General features: G+C 67.4%; 23 protein-coding genes. 16 read left to right on the top strand and 7 right to left on the bottom strand.

Annotated elements, in window-relative coordinates:
* Window positions 1–49 precede the first annotated feature (49 nt).
* The 10 genes from rplO (at window position 50) to ACYX4P_RS13420 (ending at window position 7,706) form a co-directional block, all read left to right on the top strand.
* Window positions 50–643: a 50S ribosomal protein L15 gene (gene rplO / locus ACYX4P_RS13465; RefSeq protein ID WP_248117190.1), complete on the top strand. Its 594-nt coding sequence runs from the start codon at window positions 50–52 to the stop codon at window positions 641–643.
* Between the two features lie 127 nt (window positions 644–770).
* Window positions 771–2,150, top strand: a complete 1,380-nt coding sequence (gene secY, locus ACYX4P_RS13460; RefSeq protein WP_248117189.1) for a preprotein translocase subunit SecY — start codon at window positions 771–773, stop codon at window positions 2,148–2,150.
* Between the two features lie 37 nt (window positions 2,151–2,187).
* Window positions 2,188–2,748: an adenylate kinase gene (locus ACYX4P_RS13455; protein WP_248117188.1), complete on the top strand. Its 561-nt coding sequence runs from the start codon at window positions 2,188–2,190 to the stop codon at window positions 2,746–2,748.
* Between the two features lie 30 nt (window positions 2,749–2,778).
* Window positions 2,779–3,516, top strand: a complete 738-nt coding sequence (locus ACYX4P_RS13450; protein WP_248117187.1) for an energy transducer TonB — start codon at window positions 2,779–2,781, stop codon at window positions 3,514–3,516.
* Window positions 3,517–3,643: 127 nt separating this feature from the next.
* Complete coding sequence (rpsM, locus tag ACYX4P_RS13445) at window positions 3,644–4,012, top strand: 30S ribosomal protein S13 (RefSeq protein WP_026108555.1); 369 nt, start codon at window positions 3,644–3,646, stop codon at window positions 4,010–4,012.
* 9 nt (window positions 4,013–4,021) lie between these two features.
* Window positions 4,022–4,411 (top strand): 30S ribosomal protein S11, encoded by a 390-nt coding sequence (gene rpsK, locus ACYX4P_RS13440; RefSeq protein ID WP_013268944.1) that lies wholly within the window; start codon window positions 4,022–4,024, stop codon window positions 4,409–4,411.
* Between the two features lie 94 nt (window positions 4,412–4,505).
* Window positions 4,506–5,525 carry a DNA-directed RNA polymerase subunit alpha gene (locus ACYX4P_RS13435; RefSeq protein WP_248117186.1) on the top strand — a complete coding sequence of 340 codons (1,020 nt, stop codon included), beginning with the start codon at window positions 4,506–4,508 and terminating at the stop codon, window positions 5,523–5,525.
* A gap of 109 nt (window positions 5,526–5,634) precedes the next feature.
* On the top strand, window positions 5,635–6,051 hold the full coding sequence (gene rplQ, locus ACYX4P_RS13430) for a 50S ribosomal protein L17 (protein ID WP_087119301.1): 417 nt from the start codon (window positions 5,635–5,637) through the stop codon (window positions 6,049–6,051).
* Window positions 6,052–6,140: 89 nt separating this feature from the next.
* A complete protein-coding gene (locus ACYX4P_RS13425; protein ID WP_248117185.1) occupies window positions 6,141–6,599 on the top strand; it encodes a GNAT family N-acetyltransferase in 459 nt (152 codons plus the stop codon).
* 189 nt (window positions 6,600–6,788) lie between these two features.
* The gene (locus tag ACYX4P_RS13420; RefSeq protein ID WP_248117184.1) at window positions 6,789–7,706 is read left to right on the top strand and encodes a LysR substrate-binding domain-containing protein; all 918 of its coding nucleotides are present in this window, start codon (window positions 6,789–6,791) and stop codon (window positions 7,704–7,706) included.
* Here the strand turns inward: ACYX4P_RS13420 and ACYX4P_RS13415 are convergent.
* The gene (locus ACYX4P_RS13415; RefSeq protein WP_292046885.1) at window positions 7,678–8,535 is read right to left on the bottom strand and encodes an ABC-2 transporter permease; all 858 of its coding nucleotides are present in this window, start codon (window positions 8,533–8,535) and stop codon (window positions 7,678–7,680) included. The two genes, ACYX4P_RS13420 and ACYX4P_RS13415, sit on opposite strands and share 29 nt — an antisense overlap.
* Complete coding sequence (locus tag ACYX4P_RS13410; protein ID WP_248117181.1) at window positions 8,525–9,436, bottom strand: ABC transporter ATP-binding protein; 912 nt, start codon at window positions 9,434–9,436, stop codon at window positions 8,525–8,527. The genes ACYX4P_RS13415 and ACYX4P_RS13410 overlap by 11 nt, the downstream gene beginning before the upstream one ends.
* Before the next feature lie 99 nt (window positions 9,437–9,535).
* Here ACYX4P_RS13410 and ACYX4P_RS13405 point away from each other — a divergent pair, with 99 nt between their 5' ends.
* Together ACYX4P_RS13405 and ACYX4P_RS13400 are read left to right on the top strand one after the other, a co-directional pair.
* Window positions 9,536–10,780 (top strand): alkaline phosphatase family protein, encoded by a 1,245-nt coding sequence (locus ACYX4P_RS13405; protein WP_248117180.1) that lies wholly within the window; start codon window positions 9,536–9,538, stop codon window positions 10,778–10,780.
* Between the two features lie 67 nt (window positions 10,781–10,847).
* Window positions 10,848–12,569: a tetratricopeptide repeat protein gene (locus ACYX4P_RS13400; protein ID WP_476069775.1), complete on the top strand. Its 1,722-nt coding sequence runs from the start codon at window positions 10,848–10,850 to the stop codon at window positions 12,567–12,569.
* Here the strand turns inward: ACYX4P_RS13400 and ACYX4P_RS13395 are convergent.
* Genes ACYX4P_RS13395 through ACYX4P_RS13380 form a run of 4 tightly spaced genes read right to left on the bottom strand, consistent with a single transcriptional unit; the run spans window position 12,566 to window position 18,107 of the window.
* Entirely contained in the window at window positions 12,566–13,123 is a 558-nt protein-coding gene (locus ACYX4P_RS13395; RefSeq protein WP_248117178.1) for a CDP-alcohol phosphatidyltransferase family protein, read from the bottom strand. The two genes, ACYX4P_RS13400 and ACYX4P_RS13395, sit on opposite strands and share 4 nt — an antisense overlap.
* Window positions 13,124–13,130: 7 nt before the next feature.
* Window positions 13,131–13,922 (bottom strand): DsbA family protein, encoded by a 792-nt coding sequence (locus ACYX4P_RS13390; protein WP_248117177.1) that lies wholly within the window; start codon window positions 13,920–13,922, stop codon window positions 13,131–13,133.
* Between the two features lie 22 nt (window positions 13,923–13,944).
* On the bottom strand, window positions 13,945–15,345 hold the full coding sequence (locus ACYX4P_RS13385) for a M48 family metalloprotease (protein ID WP_248117176.1): 1,401 nt from the start codon (window positions 15,343–15,345) through the stop codon (window positions 13,945–13,947).
* A 59-nt stretch (window positions 15,346–15,404) separates the two neighbouring features.
* On the bottom strand, window positions 15,405–18,107 hold the full coding sequence (locus tag ACYX4P_RS13380) for an Rne/Rng family ribonuclease (protein WP_292074736.1): 2,703 nt from the start codon (window positions 18,105–18,107) through the stop codon (window positions 15,405–15,407).
* 509 nt (window positions 18,108–18,616) lie between these two features.
* On the opposite strand from ACYX4P_RS13380, the gene ACYX4P_RS13375 reads away from it, so the two are divergent.
* The 3 genes from ACYX4P_RS13375 (at window position 18,617) to ACYX4P_RS13365 (ending at window position 21,148) form a co-directional block, all read left to right on the top strand.
* Window positions 18,617–19,795 carry an N-acetylmuramoyl-L-alanine amidase family protein gene (locus ACYX4P_RS13375; RefSeq protein WP_292046174.1) on the top strand — a complete coding sequence of 393 codons (1,179 nt, stop codon included), beginning with the start codon at window positions 18,617–18,619 and terminating at the stop codon, window positions 19,793–19,795.
* A gap of 39 nt (window positions 19,796–19,834) precedes the next feature.
* Complete coding sequence (locus tag ACYX4P_RS13370) at window positions 19,835–20,512, top strand: SDR family oxidoreductase (RefSeq protein ID WP_248117170.1); 678 nt, start codon at window positions 19,835–19,837, stop codon at window positions 20,510–20,512.
* A 72-nt stretch (window positions 20,513–20,584) separates the two neighbouring features.
* A complete protein-coding gene (locus tag ACYX4P_RS13365) occupies window positions 20,585–21,148 on the top strand; it encodes a hypothetical protein (RefSeq protein WP_292046177.1) in 564 nt (187 codons plus the stop codon).
* On the opposite strand, the gene ACYX4P_RS13360 is transcribed toward ACYX4P_RS13365, so the two are convergent.
* Complete coding sequence (locus tag ACYX4P_RS13360) at window positions 21,145–21,813, bottom strand: J domain-containing protein (RefSeq protein ID WP_087119288.1); 669 nt, start codon at window positions 21,811–21,813, stop codon at window positions 21,145–21,147. The two genes, ACYX4P_RS13365 and ACYX4P_RS13360, sit on opposite strands and share 4 nt — an antisense overlap.
* 45 nt (window positions 21,814–21,858) lie before the next feature.
* Here ACYX4P_RS13360 and ACYX4P_RS13355 point away from each other — a divergent pair, with 45 nt between their 5' ends.
* Window positions 21,859–22,158, top strand: a complete 300-nt coding sequence (locus ACYX4P_RS13355; RefSeq protein WP_248117167.1) for a BolA family protein — start codon at window positions 21,859–21,861, stop codon at window positions 22,156–22,158.
* The last annotated feature ends 2 nt before the right edge of the window (window positions 22,159–22,160 follow it).

Raw genomic sequence — 22,160 nt, 5'->3', positions numbered from 1 at the left:
CTCATTCTCGAGGTCGTGTCCGGCGCTAGAACCCGAAAGGATCAGGCACATGAAACTGAACGAAATCCGCGACAACGAAGGCGCGCACAAGAAGCGCATGCGTGTCGGCCGTGGCCCCGGTTCGGGCAAGGGCAAGACCGCCGGTCGCGGCGTCAAGGGTCAGAAGTCGCGTACGGGCGTCAGCCTGCTGGGCTTCGAAGGCGGCCAGATGCCGCTGTACATGCGTATGCCCAAGCGCGGCTTCAACAATCCCAACGCCCTGAAGCTGGCTGAAGTGAACCTGTGGCGCCTGCAGGACGCCATCGACGCCGGCAAGCTGGACGCCAAGTCGGAAATCAAGGGCGACGCCCTGGTCGCCGCCGGCGTGATCCGCCGCGTCAAGGACGGCGTGCGCCTGCTGGGCACCGGCGAAGTGAAGCAAGCGCTGAACCTCGTCGTATGGTCGGCGACGTCGGGCGCCAAGCAAGCTATCGAAGCGGCGGGCGGTTCGGTCGTCGAACAACGCATCGAAGCCGAAGCCAAGGCCGCCGCGCGCGTCGAGAAGCGCAACGCCGCCAAGGGCAAGGCCCCGGCGCCCAAGGCTCCGCGCGGCGACGAGAACAAGATCTCGGCCCGCGCCAAGCGCGCCGCCGCCAAGGCCTAAGCAACGCGTCGTCGCGGCGATTAGGCCGTGGCCTGATTACACCTGCGACGACGAAAGAACGGAAGCGGCCTCGCAAGAGCGCCGCTTCTCGCCTATCTGACGACTCAATCAGTCGTGGGGACGCATAATGGCTTCGGCCGCAGAACAACTCGCCGCCAATATGAACATGGGCTCGTTCGCGAAAGCGACCGAGCTGCACAAGCGCCTGCTGTTCACGCTGGGCGCGCTTCTGGTCTATCGCATCGGCACCTATGTGCCGATCCCGGGCATCAACTCGCAGGCCTTCCTGCAGTTCTTCCAGGACCCCTCGGGCCAGCGCGGCATCCTGGACATGTTCAACATGTTCTCGGGCGGCGCGGTCGAGCGTATGGCCATCTTCGCGCTGAACGTGATGCCCTACATCTCGGCGTCCATCATCGTGCAGCTGATGGGCACGGTGTATCCGCCCTGGGAGAAGCTGAAGAAGGAAGGCGGCGAAAGCGGCCGCAAGCAGCTGAACCAGTACACCCGCTATCTGACGGTGTTCCTGGCGCTGGCGCAGTCGTTCGGCATCGCCGCCGGCCTGAACAGCACGGCCGGTCTGGTCGACAATCCCGGCGTCTTCTTCATCGTCTCGACGGTCGTGACCCTGACCGGCGGCACCATGTTCCTGATGTGGCTGGGTGAGCAGGTGACGGCGCGCGGCGTCGGCAACGGCATTTCGCTGATCATCTTCGCGGGCATCGTGGCGGTCCTGCCGTCCACTGTCGCCCGCCTGCTGGGGCTGGCCCAACAAGGTCAGATGTCGGCCTTCGCCCTGCTGTTCATCGCCGTTCTGGCCGTGGCCACCGTGGTCTTCATCGTCTTCATGGAACGCGCCCAGCGCCGTCTTCTGATCCAGTATCCGAAGCGTCAGGAAGGCAACCGCATGGCGGGAGGCGAGCGTTCGTTCCTGCCGCTGAAGGTCAACACCGCCGGCGTGATCCCGCCGATCTTCGCCTCGTCGCTGCTGATGCTGCCGACGACGGTGGCCACCATGACGGCCAACGCCGACCTGCCCAGCTGGATGAGTTGGCTGCCGCTGGTGACGGCGCAGCTGACGCACGGCCAGCCGCTGTTCATGGCGCTGTACGCCGCCCTTATCGTCTTCTTCTGCTTCTTCTACACCTCCATCACCTTCAACCCGGAGGACACGGCTGAGAACCTGCGGAAATACGGCGGCTTCCTGCCGGGTATCCGGCCGGGCAAACGTACTGCGGAATATCTGGACTATGTGCTGACCCGCCTGACGGTGATCGGCGCCGCCTACATCACCGCTGTCTGCCTGCTGCCGGAATTCATCGTCAGCCAATTCGGCAACAGCCTGTATTTTGGCGGAACGTCCATCTTGATCGTGGTCTCTGTGACGATGGACACTGTGGCCCAGATTCAGTCACAACTGCTGGCGCACCAGTACGAAGGCCTGATCAAGAAGGCCAAGTTGCGTGGTCGTGGCGGTCGCGGCGCTCCCACGCCCGTTCGCCGCTAAGTCTTAGGTTGTCAGACGCCCAGGGGAGGGCTGAAGCATGAACTTGATCCTGTTCGGACCGCCGGCGGCGGGCAAGGGCACCCAGGCCAAGCGGCTGGTGGAAGAGAAGGGCATGGTCCAGCTCTCCACCGGCGACATGCTCCGGGCGGCCATCGCCTCGGGCTCGGAACTGGGCGTGAAGGTCAAGGACGTGCTGGCGCGCGGCGATCTTGTCACTGACGAGATCGTCATCGCCTTGATCGAGGACCGCCTGCCCGAGGCCGAGGCCGCGGGGGGCGCCATCTTCGACGGCTTTCCCCGCACGGTGGCCCAGGCCGAGGCGTTGGACGCCATGTTGGCCAAGCGCGGCGCCCAGATCGACGCCGTGGTGCGGCTGAAGGTGGACGACGCCGCCCTGACCGAACGGATCGCCAAGCGCTTCGCCGACCAGGGGCGGCCCGACGACAATCCCGAATCGTTCAAGGTGCGGCTGGAGGCCTACAACCGCAACACCGCCCCGCTGCTTCCCTATTATGAAAAGCAGGGCAAGCTGACCGAGGCCGACGGCATGGGCTCGATCGAGTTCGTCGCCAAGGCGATCGACGAAGCCTTGGCGTGACCAAAGCCTGGCTCGGGCGTTAGACGTCCGATGAACGACGACGACGCCAATCCCGACAAGAGGCGCGCCCGCAAACGCTGGCGCGCCTTCGCCGTTTTCTGCGCCGTGGCTGGGGCGGAAACGGGGCTGTTTCTGCTGCTGGGCCAGGTCGACGGCCGGGCGCCGCAGGTTCCGGCCGTCCCTGAGCCGCAGCCGTTTGAGGTGGTTCTGTACGATCCGCCGCCGCCGGTGTCAGAACAGCCGCCGGCGCCGCAGACCGGCGGCGGCGCGCCCGCCGCCCCGTCACGTATCCACACACCCCCGCCGCCGAAACAGCCGCGACCGCCCGAACTGCCGGCCCCGCCCAAACAGGCGCCGGTTCCTGCGCCCGTCGTCGGCGTCGCGCCCGCGCCGTCGCCCAATCCCGGCTTCGGCCAGGGCGGGCAGGGGGCGGGCAGCGGCTCAGGCGTCGGGCCGGGGTCCGGTCTGGGCGGCGGCTCGACCGGACCGCGCCTGGTGACGGGCCCCACGATGGGCCAGATCCGCGCTAACCACCCGCCGGCCGCGCGCAGTCGCTATGGCCGGGCCGAATTGTCGTGCCTCATCCGGCTGGACAGCCGGCTTGACGATTGTCGCGTCGTGGATGAAACCCCGCCGGGCCTGGGCTTCGGCGCAGCGGGCCTGCAGGTGTCGGGCCTTTTCCGCTTCCAGCCGCCGACCGAAAACGGCCGCCCGGTCGAGGGCCAGCGCGTCACCGTCGGCGTGGATTTCGGGCGACCGCCTCGCTGATCCACGGCAGACATTGACTGCCTGTGAATCATCTGTATAAGGGCGCCTTCCCGCGAAGGGCGCCACGCTCCTGGTTTGTTAACCGGAGCGTTTGTTGCGTCTGACTAACGCGTATCTGGAGAATTTCGTGGCCCGTATTGCTGGCGTCAATATCCCGACCAACAAGCGCGTGGAAATCGCGCTTCAGTACATCCATGGCATCGGCCCCGCCGCCGCCAAGGACATCACCGAGAAGGTAGGCATCGAGCCCGCCCGTCGCGTGAACCAGCTGACGGACGCCGAAGTCCTGTCGATCCGCGAAACGATCGACAAGGATCACACCGTCGAGGGCGACCTGCGCCGCGAGACGTCGATGAATATCAAGCGTCTGATGGATCTGGCCTGCTATCGCGGCCTGCGTCACCGCAAGGGCCTGCCGGTCCGCGGCCAGCGCACCCATACGAACGCCCGCACCCGCAAGGGTCCCGCCAAGCCGATCGCCGGCAAGAAGAAGTAAGACAGACACATGGCCAAGGAACCGGGTCGCGTAAAGAAGCGCGAGCGCAAGAACATCACCTCGGGCGTCGCCCACGTGAATGCTTCGTTCAACAACACCATGATCACGATCACCGATGCCCAGGGCAACGCGATCTCGTGGTCTTCGGCCGGTCACATGGGCTTCAAGGGTTCGCGTAAGTCGACCCCCTACGCCGCCCAGATGGCTGCGGAAGACGCCGGCAAGAAGGCGCAGGAACACGGCGTGAAGACGCTGGAGGTGAACGTTTCGGGTCCGGGTTCCGGCCGTGAATCGGCCCTGCGCGCGCTGCAGTCGGTCGGCCTGACGATCACGACCATCCGCGACGTCACGCCGATGCCGCATAACGGTTGCCGTCCGCCCAAGCGTCGTCGCGTCTAATCGCGACTTCGTTCCAGGCACACCCCATCTCCGTCGGCTCCACCATGGCCTCGTCGACAAGGCCGGAGCCGACGAAACCCGTTCGAGGGACAAAATGATCGAAAGAAACTGGCAAGAGCTGATCCGTCCCGAGAAGCCCCAGATCGAGACCGGCTCCGACGCCCAGCGCAAGGCGCGCCTGGTGGCCGAGCCCCTCGAGCGTGGCTTCGGCGTGACGCTCGGCAACGCGCTGCGTCGCGTTCTGCTGTCCTCGCTGCAAGGCGCGGCGGTCACCGCCATCCAGATCGACGGCGTGGTCCATGAGTTCTCGTCGCTGGAAGGCGTGCGCGAAGACGTGGTCGACATCGTCCTGAACATCAAGCAACTGGCGCTGCGTATGCACGCCGAAGGTCCCAAGCGCATGACTTTGCGCGCCACGGGCCCCGGCGCGGTGACGGCCGGCCAGATCGACGTGCCGGCGGACATCGAGGTTCTGAACCCCGATCACGTCATCTGCACGCTGGACGACGGCGCCTCGATCCGCATGGAACTGACCGTTCAGAACGGCAAGGGCTATGTCGCGGCCGAACTGAACCGCCCGGAAGACGCGCCCATCGGCCTGATCGCCGTGGATGCGCTGTATTCGCCGGTCAAGAAGGTGGCCTACCGTGTCGAGCCGACCCGTCAGGGCCAGTCGCTGGACTATGACAAGCTGCTGCTGGAAGTCGAAACCAATGGCGCGGTGACGCCTGTGGACGCCGTGGCCTACGCCGCGCGCATCCTGCAGGACCAGTTGCAGATCTTCATCACCTTCGAAGAGCCCAAGAAGGCTGTCGAGCAGTCGGACGGCAAGCCCGACCTGCCCTTCAACCCGGCGCTGCTGAAAAAGGTGGACGAGCTGGAGCTGTCGGTCCGTTCGGCCAACTGCCTGAAGAACGACAACATCGTCTACATCGGCGATCTGATCCAGAAGACCGAGGGCGAAATGCTTCGCACCCCGAACTTCGGCCGCAAGTCGCTGAACGAGATCAAGGAAGTTCTGACGACGATGGGCCTCAGCCTCGGCATGGACGTGCCGAACTGGCCGCCCGAAAACATCGAAGACCTGGCCAAGAAGTTCGACGACCAGATCTAAGTTCAACCCTCCGCCCGTCTCCTCTCGAGGAGAATGACGGGGCGGTTAGAAGATTACGGGCCTAGGTCTCCGATCAGGAGATACCGGACCCGGAGTAGGAGAGACCCAGATGCGCCACGGCGCCGCCCATCGTAAACTCGGTCGCACGACCAGCCACCGCACCGCCATGTTCGCGAACATGGCCGCCTCGCTGATCAAGCACGAGCAAATCACCACGACCCTGCCCAAGGCCAAGGAACTGCGTCCCTTCGTCGAGAAGCTGGTCACCCTGGCCAAGAAGGGCGATCTGCACGCGCGTCGTCAGGCCATCAGCCAGGTTCGCGACGTGCCGCAAGTCGGCAAGCTGTTCGAGACGCTGGGCCCGCGTTACAGCGAGCGCAACGGCGGCTATATCCGCATCATGAAGGCCGGCTTCCGCCACGGCGACAACGCCCCGATGGCTGTGATCGAGTTCGTCGATCGCGACGTCGAAGCCAAGGGCAAGGACTCCGGTCCGGTCCTGGCCTATGAAGGCGACGAAGACTAAAACCCGGTCGACAGACCAAACGCCGAAAGGGCGGTCGGAGCGATCCGGCCGCCCTTTTGTTTGGCCGGCGGATCGGGCATCAGGCGGCCATGACCGCCGCCATCGTCGATTACCGCCCCGACCACGCCGCCGCCTGGGCGCAGCTGAACGCGGCCTGGTTGGCCGAGGGCGGGTTCGAGATCGAGGCCAAGGACAGACTGGCCATGGACGATCCGCGAGGGGCGTTTCTGGACAGGGGCGGGCGTATCTTCATTGTGGAGAAGGACGGGCGGGCCATCGGCTGCTGCGCCATCCTGCCGATCGAGGGCGGCGTGGAGGTGTGCAAGATGACTGTGACGCCAGGGGCGCGGGGGCAGGGGCTGGCGCGGCGCCTGCTGGAGGCCTGCGAGGCGGCGGCGCGTCGGATGAGCGTGGGGCGTCTGTACCTTGAGACCAACAGCGGACTGACCTCGGCGGTGAGCCTGTATGAACGATTTGGGTTCGCGCATCTGCCTGCCCGGCCGACACCCTATGCCCGAGCCGACGTCTTCATGGAAAAGCGGCTCTAGGCGTCCAAAATCGCGGCCAGCGCCATTATCCATATGAGCAATATGCACAGCCCATAGGCGATCTGGTCCTGCATTGGACGGCGGGGCGGGCGGGGCGGCGGATCGAAGTGCGACATCAGCCAGGTTGAAGCCGATAGGCGCGCGCCGCGATATCGATTATGCGGTGAGGTCTGTGTGAGGGGAGGTCACATGACGGGCCGTGCGCCGCCGCCGTTGAATGCGCTGCGAACCTTTGAGGTGTTCGCCCGCCACGCCAGCATGACGCGGGCGGCCGCCGAACTGTGCGTCACCCACGGGGCGGTCAGCCGCCAGATCGCGGCGCTGCAGGCCGCGCTGGGCGTGCGGCTGGTCAGCGGACCGCGCCATGCCTTGGTCCTGACGGAGGCCGGCCGTCGGTTGGCGGAGGCTCTGACGCCCGCCTTCGGGGCGATCACCGAGGCGGTGGCCGAGGCGCGGGGTGAGACGGTGCGAGAAATCGAAATCTCTTGCCTGGGCACCTTTGCGCTGAAATGGCTGATCCCGCGCCTGCCGAGCTTTCTGGAGGCGCATCCCGAGGTCAGGGTGCGGCTGTCGGAATCTTATCTGCCGGTCGATTTTCGCCGGGATCGGTTCGATGGCGCCATTCGCATCGTGGAGCCGGATCAGCGCCATGTCCGCACCGAAAGCACGCGCTTCCTGTCACAGCACCAGGGGCCGGTCGGTGCGCCGGGCTTGATGGCGAAGATGCCCACGCTTCAGGCGGTCGGAGCGGCGCCGCGTCTGCGCTCTGCCACCTTCCGGCAGGCGTGGACGGTGTGGGCGGACCTGGCGGGCGTGACGTTGAAGGGCGACGCGCCGGAGCGGGAGTTCGCCCACAACCATTCGCTGGTCGAGGCGGCCGCATCTGGCCTGGGCGTGGCCATTGCGCCCTGGGCCTTCGTGGCGCCCGACGTCCTAGCCGGGCGGCTGGTCGCGCCGTTCGGCTTTGTGGAACGCGCGTCGTGGTTCGCCTTCCTGCGGCCGGAAGGGCGGCGCGACCCCGCCGTGGACGCCTTCCGAGATTGGCTGGTGCGGGAAGGCGAACGCAGTCCGCCGCCGCCTACTCCTTTGACAGGTCCTGCTTGTTGAACCAGGCCACGGCGGCGGCGAAGGGAACGACGATCCACAGGGCCAGGCCGAGCACGCCTTTCAACAGCGCATGATCCGGCAGGTCCGCCGCCGCCGTCCCGCCCTGGATGACGGCTTTCAGCAGGTCGGTCGCCATGCCCGGCGACAGCAGCGGCAACAGCCAGCCGTCGGGGGTCACGCCCATCGGCATCAGAATCTGCGGCAGGAAGAACTGGCCGATGCCGATCACCAGCGGCGCGAACAGGGCGGCCAGAAGCGAGCGGGTCATGACCGCCGCCAACAGGCCCAGCATGGTGAACTGCAGGATTCGCGCCCAGCCGGTAAGGGCCAGAAGGCCGAAGTCGGCGGCGGCGGCGCCCGTCATAGAGAAGGTCAGGGGCCGGCCGAACACCGCCGCCTGGATCAAGCTGGCGATCAGGTCGGACACCAGGGCGGCGAAGGTGGCGGCGACAATCAGCAGGGCGGTGACCACGACCTTGCCCGCCAGCAGGTTGGAGCGGGTGTTGCGGGCGCTGATCAAGCGCCAGGTCTCCCACCGATAGTCGCCGGCGTAGATAGTCGCCGCGCCGATAAGGACGAACATCAGGATGGCGGGGTTGGCGAAGTCGCCGGCGCTCTTGACCAGCGTCAGGCCCAGGTCCAGGGGGCCGCCCGTCATCAGTTCCGGCGGCAGCTTGCCGACCAACTTGGCCTCATTGGCCTTGGCGACCACGAAGCCGATGGTGGCCAGCACCAGGCTGATGACCGGCACGAACAGCACGCTCCAGAACAGGGCGGTGCGGTTGCGCGACAGGCGATAGGTTTCGGATCGGATCGCGTCAGCCAGCACGGTTTTGCTCCTGCACGCCGGTCCAGCCGGTCTCGCTCATGAAGACGTCTTCCAGGTCGGCGCCGATCCAACGGGCCTCCTCGATGTCGACGCCGTTTTCGACCAGGGCCTTGATCAGGGCGGGGGCCTCGGCGCGGGGCGCCGTGGCCAGAACGGCGTCCCCGTCCAGGGCGGCGCGCTGGCCCAGCACGGCCATGGCCTTGGCCAGGGGGGTGACGGACAGGCGAAGACGCTCGCCTGAGGCGGTCAGGTCCGAGACCCGGCCCTCGGTTATGACCTTGCCCTTGTTGAAGATGGCCACGCGGTCGCAGACGCGCTGAACCTCCTGAAGCTGGTGGCTGGCCAGGATGACGGTCACGCCGTCGTTGTCCGCCAGGCTGCGGATCAGGGCGCGCATTTCCTGGATGCCGGGGGGGTCCATGCCGCTGGTCGGTTCATCCAGAATGACCAGATCGGGCTTGGTCATCAGGGCGGCGGCGACGCCCAGACGTTGCAGCATCCCCACGGAGAAGCCGCGCACGCGACGGTTTGCGGCCTCGGCTAGACCCACGCGCTGAAGCCAGTTGTCGATCTCGGTCCCGCTGACGCCGCCATGGGCCTGGGCCAGCCAGACCAGCACCTGTCGGGCGGTCATGAAGGGGGGAAAGCGCGGCGTCTCGATCATGGAGCCCATGCGGCGCATCGCCGCCGGATCGCCTATGCGGCCGCCCATCACCGTGGCGTCGCCCTCGGTCGGCCGAATCAGGCCCAGCAGAGTGCGGAACAGGGTCGACTTGCCCGCCCCATTGGGGCCCAGCACTCCATAGACCCCGCCGCGCGGAATCGAGAGCGTCAGACCGTCCAGGGCCTTCACCGCCCCATAGGTCTTGGTGAGGCTGCGGATTTCGATGACGGTGTCCATGATGCAAGCTTGGCGCGAGAACGACGTTCCGACAAGCCGTCGTGCGCCTGTCGCGCATTAAGTTTAGGCAATGGTTTCGTGTCGTATCCGAGGTCGTCCATGTTTCGTTTCCCGCTCGCCGGTCTGATCGCCGCCGGCGCCCTGGCTTTGTCGTCCTGCGCCGGGACGCCGCCTGTGCAGACGCAGCAGGGCGTGGCCGGCGCAGCGGTTCAGGCCGCCCTGCCGGATCGGGTGATCCTGATCTCCATCGACGGCTTCCGGCCGGACTATATGGGCAAGGGCCAGACGCCGGTGCTGGACGGGCTGGTCGCCGGGGGCGCGTTCGGGCCGATGCGGCCGTCGTTCCCCAGCGTGACCTTCCCCAACCACTATACGCTGGTGACGGGTCTGCACCCCGACCATCACGGGGTGGTGGCCAACCGCTTCACCGACGCGCAACTGGGCGTCTTCACCATGGCCAGCAAGGAAAGCGGCTTCTGGGCTCAGGGCGAGCCGATCTGGGTCACGGCCGAGAAGGCGGGGGTGCGCACCGGCACCATGTTCTGGCCGGGATCGGAGGTCGAGATCCACGGCGTGCGTCCCAGCCAGTGGGCGCCGTTCGATCAGGGCATGCCGGGCGACGCGCGGGTGGATCGGCTGCTGTCCTGGCTGGACCTGCCGACGGATCAGCGACCCAGGCTGGAGACCCTGTATTTCGACATTGTCGACACCGCCGGCCACCGCAACGGCCCGGATGGGCCGGAAACGCGCGCGGCTGCGGCCTCGGTCGATGCGTCTATCGGGCGGCTGATAGAGGGCTTGAAAGCCAGGGGCCTGTACGACCGGACCCTGCTGGTGGTGGTGTCCGATCACGGAATGGCGGCGACTTCCCCCGACCGGGTGGTCTGGATCGACGATATCATCGACCCGGCGGCGCTGAAGATCGGTTATGGCGGGGCGGTGCTGACCGCCGACCCGGCTCCGGGCCGCGAGGCGGAGGTGCAGCAGAAGCTGGTCGGCCGGCATCCGCACATGGAATGCTGGAACAAGGCCGATGTGCCGGCGCGGCTGGTCTATGGGTCCAACCCGCGCGTGGGCCAGATCGTCTGCATGGTCGAGACCGGCTGGCTGACCGCGACGCGGGACCGGCCCGTGACCCGCCCGGGCGGGGCCCACGGCTATGACAACCAGGCGCCCGAGATGGCCGCGATCTTCATCGCCCACGGTCCGGGCGTGGTTGTGGGGCGGCGGCTGAGCGACCTGGACAGCGTGGACGTTCAGCCCTTCCTGGCGCGGATGCTGGGTCTTACGGCGCCGGCGGGTGACGGTCGGCCCGAGGATACCCTGGCCGTCACCCGGCCCTGAACGGCTGCGCATTGGCGCGTCCGCGATTCCGGCGCACAATAGCCGTCGCAAACGCGGGGAGGCGGCGATGCGTAAGGGCCTGTGGGTGGCGACGGTTTCGATCGCCTGTTTGATTGCGCCGGTGGCCGTCGCCGACGCCACCGCCACGGCGGCCACCCTGGCCCTGATCGCCAATCCGCAGGTCTGCGGCCGGGTGGGGGCGGTCGGCGACGTCCAACCGACCGCGGACATGGTCATGGCGCCCGGTTTCGGCAGCGACGGCTTTCCGGTGGACGCCAAGACGCCCGAGGCCCAGGCGTGGTTCGACTATGGCGTGCGGCTGCGCTGGGCGTTCGAACATTCCGAATCGGTGCGGGCGTTTCGAAAGGCGCGTCAGCTGGACCCCTCGTGCGGCATGTGCGCCTGGGGTGAGGCCTGGGCCATCGGGCCGAACCTGAACGGGGGCGGGGGCGACCCTGACTCTATCGCCACCGGCCTACGGGTCGCGCGCGAGGCGCGTCAGCTGGCCCGCGACGCGACGCCGGTTCAGCGCCAGATGATCGACGCGCTGATCCAGCGCTATTCCGGCAAGGAAGATACGCGCTCCCTGCGGTTCGCGCGCGCGATGGACCGGATCGCCAAACGCCATCCCGAAGACGTTTCCATCGCCAGCATCGCCGCCGACGCCTGGATGCTGCAGCCCGAGGGCGAGTGGTGGGACAAGAACGGCAAGGCGGCCGATCCGGCCGTGACCCGCGCCATGGCGATCCTGGAACACGCCCTGACGGTCCAGCCGAACGATCCCGGCGCCATCCACCTGTATATCCACCTGACCGAATGGTCGGACGACCCGCACCGGGCCCTGGCCTATGGCGAACGGCTGGCCCTGCTGGCGCCGGGGGCCAGCCATCTGGTGCATATGCCGTCGCACACCTTCTATCGCGTGGGGCGCTACAAGGAGGCGATGATGTCCAACGTCCAGGCCGTGGCCTTGGACAAGAATTACGATCAGCTGGTCGGACCGCCCGGCGGCATTCGCGGCATGAGACTGCACGCGCACAACATCCATTTCGGCATGGGCGGCGCCCTGATGGCGGGCGGGGCCGAAAAGGGGCTGGAGCTGGCCGACTGGTATATGGCGACCTATCCGACGCTGCTGGGCGCGCCCCAGGCGGGCGAGGACGACTACTGGGCCTATCGCCAGATCATGGCGGCCGACGCCTATGCCCTATACGGCCGGTTCGGAACGGCGGCTCAGGTCGCGGCCCTGCCGGAGCCGGACGCCGGTCGGCCGCTGATGCGGGTGGGCTGGCGTTATGCGCGGGGCGAGGCGGCGGCGCGTCGCGACGACGCGCGGGCGGTGCGGGCCGAGGCGGCGGGCATCGCCGCGCTGTTGGCCGATAAGGCTTTCAAGGGACCGATGGCGGATCGCGAGACCGGCTTCGCCGAACTGTTCCAGAAGGTGCTGGAGGGGCGGGCGGCCATGATCGAGGCCGACTATCCCGCCGCCATCGCCGCCTATGGCCGTGCCGCGCAAATCCAGGCGATGAACCCCGAAGGGGGTGATCCGCCGATGATCTGGTATCCGACCCGCCGCAGCGTGGCGGCCGCCTTGCTGGCGTCGGGCGATGCGGCGGGGGCCAAGGCCAAGATCGGCGAACTGCTGAAGGACTGGCCCAACGACCCCTACAGCTATTATGTCCTCTATCGCGCCGAACAGGCGATGGGCGACGAGGCGGCGGCGAACGACGCCTTGCGCCACGCGGGCGTCGAATGGATCGGCGGTCAGATGACGTTGGCCGAGGCCTAACGCCCCAGGGCGAAAACGGACGGCACGTCGCAGCGCCACGCCCTCAGCCGCATCGTGATGGCGAAAGCCTCGATCTGCGACAGCACGCCCAGGCCGAAGGTCAGCCACAGCAGCCAACTCGTCTGGCCAGATACGAACAGCTGAACGAACAGCGCCCACAGACACAGGCAGAACATTTTGGACAGCCAGTGGTGCGGCGAAGCCTCGCGCCGAAAGCGCGCGAAGCTGACCGCGTGATTGGCGAGCTCCAAGACAAGCAGGATCAAGGCCAGCGGCCCCACTATCGCCGCCAGGGCCGGATGCATCAGCCAAAGGGCCCAGGCGGCGCTCAACCAGAAGATCACGTCCGCCCGACCGTCCCAGCGTCGAAGGGTTGGGGTGACCACCTTCAGCCGACGGGCGATGACGCCGTCGAAGATGTCGGACAACACCGCCAGGGACAGCAGGATCGCGGCGGTCCCGCCCGCCTGAGGCGCGATGATCGCCAAGCCGACCAGCGCAGGCGCGCACAGCAGCCGGAAGACGACCAAAGCCCAGGGCAGGCGGTTCAGCATCGCGGGCCTATTTCTTTGCGGCCTCGATCATCCTGCCGATCTCGGCAGGGTCGATGCTGGCGGCGGCCTTGCCGTTGACGAAGAAGGTCGGGGTGCCTTGCAGGCGCAGGGCGGCGGCCGTGGTGTGGATGTCGGCGATGTGGCGTGTGGTCTCGGGCGAGGCCAGGGTCGCCTTGGCGCGGGTCATGTCCACGCCATGCGCGGCCAGGATGGCGTCAATGGATTGAAGGGTCAGGGCGCGCTCGTTCATCAGCGCGTCGTACACCTCCAGATATTTGCCCTGCTGATGCGCGGCCAGGGCGGCGCGGGCGGCGTATTGCGAGGTGATGTCGTCGCCGCGATCCAGGATGGGCCAATCCTTGAAGACGAACCGAACCTCAGGGTGGGCCGCCATCAGGGCGCGATAGTCGTGAGCTACTGCCTTGCAGCCGGGACAGCGGAAGTCGAAGAATTCGATCACCGTGACCTTGGCGTCCGCCGGACCGAAGGCGGGATCGCGGCTGTCGGGCGCCAGAAGGCCGGCGTTGGCGGCGGCGGCGGCGTTGGTTTCGTCAACGCGGGCCTGGCCTTCCTTGGCCTGCAGCGCCTGGCTGGCCTCCTGCAAGACCTCGGGGTGGTTCAGCAAATAGGTGCGGACATTGGAGCCGCCGGTGAAATAGGGGGCGGCCGCCAGACCCAGGGCGACGACCGACAGGCCCAGGGCGATGTAGCCGGCGCGCCCGCCGCTCAGCAGCCCCGCCGTCCTGGGCTGGGCGGCGGCGTGGGGTTCGGGTGCAGGCGCGGGGGCGTCGTCGGTCATGAAGGCTCGCAGTCGGGGAAAGTCAGTTCAGGGTCGTGGGCCGGCGGGCGGCCTCGCGTTGGTCGAGGTCGCGCAGATCGTCGGGCGTGGCGCCCGAGGCCAGGACGATGTCCACCGCCCGGCGCCATTCGATGGAGCCGGGGTCGAGCATGGACCGGGCGCGCAGGGCGAACTGGGTCGCCTGTTTCTCGTCGCCGCCGGCGAAATAGTATTCGGCCGAGGCCAGGCGCGCCTCGCCCTCCTTGCCCTGGGCGGCGTAGGCCTGGGCCAGCAGACGCCAGGCCATGGTGTTGTCCTTTTCGGCGACGACCGCGCGTTTCAACTGGTCGATGGCCTCGTCCAGATTGGCCTTGTCGTTGGTTTCGATCAGGGCGTGGGCCAGGTTGACGCGCAGCAGAGGAGCGTCGGGCTTTAGTCGCACGGCTTCGCGGTGAGAGGCGACGGCTTCGGCGGGGCGGCCCTCCTCGAAGAGAATCTGGCCCTTCAGTTCCTGGAAATAAGGGTTCGCGACATCGCCGGCGATCAGGGCGTCCACGGCCGTCAAGGCCTTGTCCGTCTGGCCGTCGCGATACCAGGCGATGGCGCGGGCGTAGCGGCCGGGCAGGGAGACGTCGGTGGAGGGATAGTCCCGCAGCGTCGCAGTCGGCGCGTCCATGAAGGCGTGGATCTTGGCCAGGATCAGGGCGTGCTGAGCCACACGCTCGGGGCTGTCGCGGTGGTCGTAGTGCGGTTGTTCCTGCACATAGCGGCGCAGGGTCTCTATGCGCTGCGACGACAGGGGGTGGCTGCGGAAGTAGGGATAGCGCCGGGCGTCGGAGAAGACTTCCTGCGAGCGGAAGTTGTCGAAGAAGGACACCAGGCCCGCGCCGGATTCACCGGCCGCCTCAAGGCCGCGCGCGCCGGTCAGATCGGCCTCGCCCTCCTGGCCCTGCATGTAGCGCAGGGCGCCCAGGGCGCCGAAATACTGGCTGGACCCCAGCAAGGCCACGCCCGCGTCCGGCGCACCCGCCGCGATGGCCAGGGCGCCCAGGGCCATGGTCATGAACATCGGCTGTTTGCCGGCGTTCTGGGCGCCGTCGCGCAGGGTGTGGCGGTTCTTGATGTGGCCGGCCTCGTGCGCCATCACGCCCAGCAGTTCGTTGGGCGTCTTGGTGCGCAGGATCAGGCCGGTGTTGACGCCCATGATCCGCCCGCGCGTGGCGAAGGCGTTCAGTTCGTCGTCATTGACCAGCAGGACCTGGATGTCGGACGGGTTCAGCCCCATGGCCGTGAAGACCGGGTCGGCCCATTCGCGCACGATGCCCTCGATCTCGGTGTCGCGGATCAGGCTCTGTGCGGCGGCCTGGCCGGCGACGGACAAGGCCATAAAGGCCGTCGCCGCCGCCGCCAGAAGACGGGATGCAGATCGGGGAAGCCACCTCATGGCTGAACTCCAATAGCGACCGGCCCCCGCCTGCATCCTGACAATATAATCTTGACCGATCAGCGGCGCCACCACCCGCGTTTGGGCTTTTCGGGCGGCGCGACGATCTGGTTGGGATCCTCGGCGATGATGGCCTCGACATCGATCTCGGGCTTTGGCGCAACGAAGGGTTCGGCCAAGACGGCGGGCGAGGGCTCGATCGGCGTCGGAGCAGGCGCGGCGGGCTGCTCGACCGGGGCGATCTCGACCGTCTCCGAGACGAGCGCCTCGTGCGGTGTGACGTCCAGATCGGCCGGTTCGCCTTCCACCGTCGCCTCGTTCGGCTCGATGGCCGTGTCGGGGTGCGGCTCGGTCGCGACCTCGAGGCTGGCGCTGGCCGACTTGCGACGCACGCGGCGGCGCTGCGGTTCGGGCGCAAGTGCCGGCGCGGCGGCCTCGACGGTTTCGCTGGTCGGTTGGATCATGACCGCCATCGGCGTCTCGGGCGAGCCGTCGGGCGGCATGCCTTCGTTGGTGGCGCGGTTCTCGACCTTGATCTCGTGCGCCGCGCCGGCCTCGCCGCCACGACCGCGACCGCGACGACGGCGGCGACGCGAACGGCCGCCTTCCTCGTTCGTGGTTTCGGCATTGGCTTCGTCAACTGTCGCGGTCAGAGGCTCGACGCTGGCGTCGGCTTCAAGACGTTCGGCGCGTTCGAAGCGCTCGCTGCGGCCCTCGCCGCGACCGGGGTTCAGCGGGTCGAACCAGACATAGGGCTCGTCCAGCGAGGGCGTGCGGCCGCGCACCCAGGTATAGACGTCGCGATCCCCGTCCTCGCGCATCCGGCGACCGCCGCGACGGCCGCGACGGCGACGACGGCCGTTCTCGTCTTCCTCGTCGTCAGAGGCGTCGTCTGCGGACACGGCGTCCACGGCCCCCTCGTCGCGCCGACCGCCGCGACGACGGCGACGGTTGCGACCGCGGCCGTTTCCGTCGTGACGCTCCGACCGCTCGCGTGGTTCGTCGTCGTCGGTGTCCTCGCGCTCCAGCGAGTCCTCGTCGTCGTCCTCGTCGTCGGCAACGACTTCCTCGTCCTCGTCGTCCTCTTCGTCCTCATAGAGCGAGGCGTCGAAGTCGTCGTCCAGATCGGGCATTTCGATCTCGGGCGCGACGAAGTCCTCGTTGGTCTCGGTGCGCTCGATACTGTGTTCGCCCTGACCCAGGCTGTCGTCGATCTGGACGATGACGTTCAGGCCGCGACGTTCCAGCAGGGCCTGCAGATAGGCGCGCTTGTGGTTCAGGATATACAGGCCGACGGCGGTGCAGACCTTCAGCACAACGACGCCTGCGCCGTTCTTGCCGGCCTCGATGTCGACCGCGCGCAGGGTCATCAGGGCGGCGGATTCGGCCGAGCGGATCCGGCCGGTGCCCTGGCAGTGGGGGCAGGCCTCGGTCGCGCCCTCGATCACGCCCAGGCGGCGACGCTGGCGGCTGATCTCCATCAGGCCGAAGGGCGAGATGCGGCCCATCTGGATGCGGGCGCGGTCGGACGAAAGGGCGTCCTTCAGCACCTTCTCCACGGCGCGGTTGTTCTTGCCCTCGTCCATGTCGATGAAGTCGATCACGACCAGGCCGGCCAGGTCGCGCAGACGCAACTGGCGCGCAGCCTCGACAGCCGCCTCCATATTGGTCTTGAACGCCGTCTGCTCGACGTTGCGCTCCTTGGTGGCGCGGCCGGAGTTGACGTCGATGGCCACCAGGGCCTCGGTCTGGTTGATGACCAGATAGCCGCCCGACTTCAGCGGCACGACCGGCTGGTGGATCTGGGTCAGCAACTCCTCGATGCCGTTGGCCGCGAACAGGGGCCGCGAGCCGCGATACAGGTGAACCTTCTTGGCCTGGGCGGGCATCAGCACGCGCATGAAGTCGCGCGCTTCCTTGAAGCCTTCGACGCCCTCGACCTGAATGCCGTCGAAGTCCTTGTCGAACATGTCGCGCACAGCGCGGCGGACCAGGTTTTCCTCCTCGTAGATCACCGAGGGGGCGTGAGAGGCCAGCGTGGTCTCGCGGATCGTCGCCCACAGGCGCAGCAGGTACTGGTAGTCGCGCTTGATCTCGGCCTTGGTGCGCTTGGCGCCGGCCGTGCGGATGATCAGGCCCATGCCCGTGGGCACGTCCAGAGCCGCGACCGCGCTCTTCAGGCGACGACGGTCCGAGGTGTTGGTGATCTTGCGCGAAATGCCGCCGCCCTTGCCGGTGTTGGGCATCAGCACGCAGTAGCGGCCGGCCAGCGACAGCCAGGTGGTCAGGGCCGCGCCCTTGGCGCCGCGTTCGTCCTTGACGACCTGGACCAGCAGGATCTGGCGACGCTTGATGACGTCCTGGATCTTGTAGCGACGCATCAGGCGCCGCTTCAGCCGCTCCTCATCGGCCAGGGCGGCGTCGGGATCGACGTCGTCGCCGGTCGATTCGCGGTCCAGATCGTCCTCGTCGTCGTCGTCGTGCGCCTCGGCCATGATGGCTTCGCGGTCGGCGACGGGGATCTGGTAGTAGTCCGGGTGGATTTCGTTGAAGGCCAGGAAGCCGTGGCGATTGCCGCCGTATTCGACGAAGGCGGCCTGAAGGCTGGGCTCTACGCGGGTGACCTTGGCGAGGTAGATGTTGCCGCGAAGCTGGCGCTTCGCACGGGATTCGAAATCGAATTCCTCAATCTGGCGTCCGTCCACGATGGCGACCCGGGTTTCCTCCGGGTGGGCCGCGTCGATCAGCATGGTCTTTGACATGGAAGGTCTCTCTCTGGCGCGCGCAGGCCGACCGTCCCGGATGGCGGAACAGGGTCATGGCGGCTCGCCGAATGAAGGTGAGGGCCGGCGCGCGCGACATCCCCTCGCCGAGAACGGCGAAGCAGGCTTGATCAAGCCGTTGGGGTGCGCAGGCGTTAAGGCCCATGGAAGTCGTCGGTCCTGAACCGGGCGCGCCAATCCCTTGGGAAGGCCGCGTCCCTGGTCCGCTCTTCGAATCCTCGGCGATGCCGGGAGATTCTAGGATTGGTGAAAGTCATCGCCGCGAGGAGGGCGCGCCAGGCTTCGCAAAGGGCGAAATCGGCGCGATCGGTTCGCGAGCGGTCACAGCATAGTCACGCAATTCGCGAATTAAAAGGCGTTGGCCTTAACCCCCTGAATACGAGCGTCTGGCATCCTGAGGGTCGAGTAGGCTTTCAGTAGGTTCGTCGGCGCAAATGAGCGGTCGCGTTTTGACAGGTCTGATGCGCTGGGGCGCGAAGGAATGGGCGATGACCGCCCTGGCCTTCGTGGTCATCTGCGGCGTGGGGCTGTTCGGCACGCGCGGCTTCGCCTGGGGCGCTCAGGGCGATGTGCTCAGCGTGCGCTTCGGCGCGGACGGCGACCGGACCCGCGTGGTCATCGATCTGGAAAAGGCGGCGCAGGGCCGGGTGGTCGACGCCGGCGGGCAGGGGCGTGTCACCCTGGCGCTGAACGGCGTGGCGCCGGGCCGTGGGCTGAACGGGGACGGTTCGGGGCTGGTGCGATCCTACGCCGTGTCGGCTTCGGGCGGATCGTCGCGCATCCAGCTGGAGCTGGCGCGCGGCAGCGAGATCGAGCGGCGCTTTCTGCTGCCGCCCGGCGACGGGGTCAGCCACTATCGTTATGTCATCGACCTGAAGGCGGTGGGCGGCGCCGTCGCGGCCGCCCGTGCGCCGTCGCCATCGGTTCCCCCGCCCGCGCCGCGTCGGTCAGGAAAGCCGCTGATCGTCATCGACGCAGGCCATGGCGGCAACGATCCCGGCGCCAGCGGCGCCGGCGCACGCGAAAAGACCGTGACCCTGGCCGCCGCCCTGGCGCTGAAGAGCGAGCTGGAGCGGACTGGGCGCTATCGCGTGCGACTGACGCGCGAGGACGACCGTTATGTCGATCTGTATCGTCGCGTGGCCATCGCACGCCAGGCGGACGCGGACCTGTTCATCTCCCTGCACGCAGACGCCGGCGCCGATCCGGCTCTGCGCGGGGCCAGCGTCTACACCCTGTCCGAACAGGGGGCGGGTCGGGCGGTGCGAGAGTTCACGCGCGGCGACAACTGGCACCGCGAATTGCATCTGCCGGGACGCGATCCCTCGGTGGACCGCATACTGCTGGACATGACCCAGCGCGCGACGCAGAACCGATCGGCCCAGTTCGCGCGCGTTCTGCTGACCCATCTGGAAGGTTCCGAGACGCCGCTGCTGCGCCGTAGCCACCGCGACGCCGGTCTGGCCGTGCTGCTGGCGCCCGACGTGCCGGCGGTGCTGCTGGAGATGGGTTTCATCACCAATCCCGAGGACGAGCGGATGCTGACCGACGAGCGCGCCCGCCGCCGGTTGATGAAGACGGTCGCGGACGGCATCGACCGCTATTTCCGCGAACCGGCCGCGCCGATGATGACCGCTTCGAACGGTCTGGCCGCCGGACAACCCTGACCGTCGCAACCAACCCGGGTCCGACCAGTTGTGAGGCCCATGAAGAAAGCCATCGTCACGGGCGGATCGGGCCTGATCGGATCGGGATTGTGCCAGTCGCTCATCGACCAGGGATGGGACGTCGCCTCGTTCGACCTGAAAGCGGGGAAGGGCGCGGCGCGCCATATCGACTGCGATCTGGGAGACGAGACCTCGGTCGCGCGCGCCTTCGAAACCTTGGGCTGGTCGCAGCTTGATCTGCTGGTCAACAACGGCGGGGTCGCCGATCCGGTCAATGGGCCGCTAGCCGATCTGTCGCTGGCCGACTGGCGCAAGGTGGTCGACAGCCACCTGACCGGCACCTTCCTGATGTGTCGGTCCGCCATTCCCTTGCTCAGGGAGGGCGGGGCCATCGTCAACATGGCCTCCACCCGCGCGTTCATGTCGGAGCCGGAGACCGAAGCCTATGCGGCGTCGAAGGGCGCGCTCGTGGCCCTGACCCATGCGCTGGCGATCAGCCTGGGTCCGAAGATTCGGGTCAACGCCATCGCCCCGGGCTGGATTTCCGACGGCGAAGGCCTGCGGCCGGTCGATTACGATCAGCACCCGGTCGGCCGCGTCGGCCGTCCCGGCGACATCGCCCAGGCGGTCTTGTATCTTGCCCAGGCCAGCTTCGTGACGGGACAGGTCCTGACCGTCGACGGCGGGATGACCCGCAAGATGATCTACGCAGAGTGACACCCCGACCGCTTGCCGTTGTCCTCTCGATTGTGCCAGTAACAGTCACGGGTTGGGACGTAGGGGGTGTCCATGATTCAGGTTGTCGCTGCGCTTGCGATCCTGTCTGCGACGGACGTGCCGTTGGCGACGGGAGCCTGTGCTTGGTCGCGCCTGCCGGAGGCGGAGCAGCAGGCGGTGATGACTGCCTATGACCGCAGCATGTCGCAAGGGATGCGCGCCCTGTCGCAACGCGGCGCCGACCTTCTGGCGATCTCACAGGACTGTACGGGCCGATCTGATTTGCCGCCTCGTTGGATCCATGCCGCCATTGCTTCCCATGTGATCCAACTGGGAGCTTCGGCGCGGGTCGAACGCGAGAAAGGCTTGAGCAGGGCGAGCCTGGATCGGGCCTGGGATGAGGCCAGCGAGGCCGCCCGCAGTTGCGTTTTCAACAACGCGGCCAAACCGTTCGGCATCGAAGGGCCGGCCTGCCCCGATCAACGCGCGGGGGCGACTTTTCTGGCGTCGCTCGGCTTATCGACGGCGAACCGGGCGGATCGCGCCGCGGCGGAACAGGCGCTGATCTATATGAACGCCAAGGCCCAGCAAATGATCGCGGATCAACTGATCTCCAAGGCGCCGGGCAGGTCTTAGGCCAACCCGGCCTTCTTCAGCGTCTTCCAGGCCTTGATGACACGCTGCAGCTTGGCCTCGGCGCCGCGGTCGCCGCCGTTGGTGTCCGGGTGGAAGCGTTTCAGCATCTCGTGATAACTGGCCTTCACCTTGGCCTTGTCGGCGCCGGGATCCAGGCCCAGGTCGGCGAGCGCGGCGCGTTCCAGCTTGCCCACGCGGCGATCCTCGGTCGGGGACTGCGGCGCCTGATCGCCCTTGCGGCCGAACAGGCCGAAGCTGTCGCGCCATGAGCCGGCGCCGGTGGTGTTCGACGTGCCCATCTTGGAGGCGAAGGCGGCGGCCTCGCGCGTGAACTTGCCGGCCTTCATCTCCCAGGTCGGGCGGCCGCCGGTCATGGCCTCATTTTCTTGGGCGGCGCGGACCTCGCCCTCGCTCATGCCGGCGTAGAAGTTCCAGCCCTTGTTGTATTCGCCGGCGTGGGGCTGACAGAACTCGTAGAAGTCGTTCAGCCGGTCGCGCGACTTGGGCGCCTTGGCCGTCGCGGCCTTGCGGCAATCGGGCCACTGGCAGGGCTTTTCGCCCGGCTTGAGGTGAAGAACGTCGGCTTGGGCCGCCTCTTCCTCGGGCTTGGGCGGCTTCACGCGGATGTCGGTGAAGCGCGGCTTGTATTGAAAGGAGGCGGACATCAGCCGAAGTGTAGGGCCGAATTGGACGGCATCAAGGAATCGATCATGTCGGAAGGCCCGGTCGCGGCAATTATTCGTGCAAAACTGACGGAGGGCCTGGCCCCCCGACGGCTGGAGATCGAAGATGACAGCTGGCGGCACGCCGGCCACCATCACGAAGGCGGGATGGACGCCAAGCCTGGCGGCGAAAGCCACTTCAATCTGGTGATCGTGTCGGAGACTTTCCAGGGCCAGTCGCGCGTGGCGCGTCAACGCGCGGTCAACGCCCTGTTGAAGGCCGAACTGGCCGGGCCGGTCCACGCCCTGTCGATCAAGGCCCTGACCCCGGACGAGGCGCAGGCGTAAAA

The organism is Brevundimonas sp. ABV4_179 (genome assembly GCF_056311945.1).
Note: the sequence above shows the minus strand (reverse complement) of the source record. Positions and strands in the feature narration are given on the sequence as shown.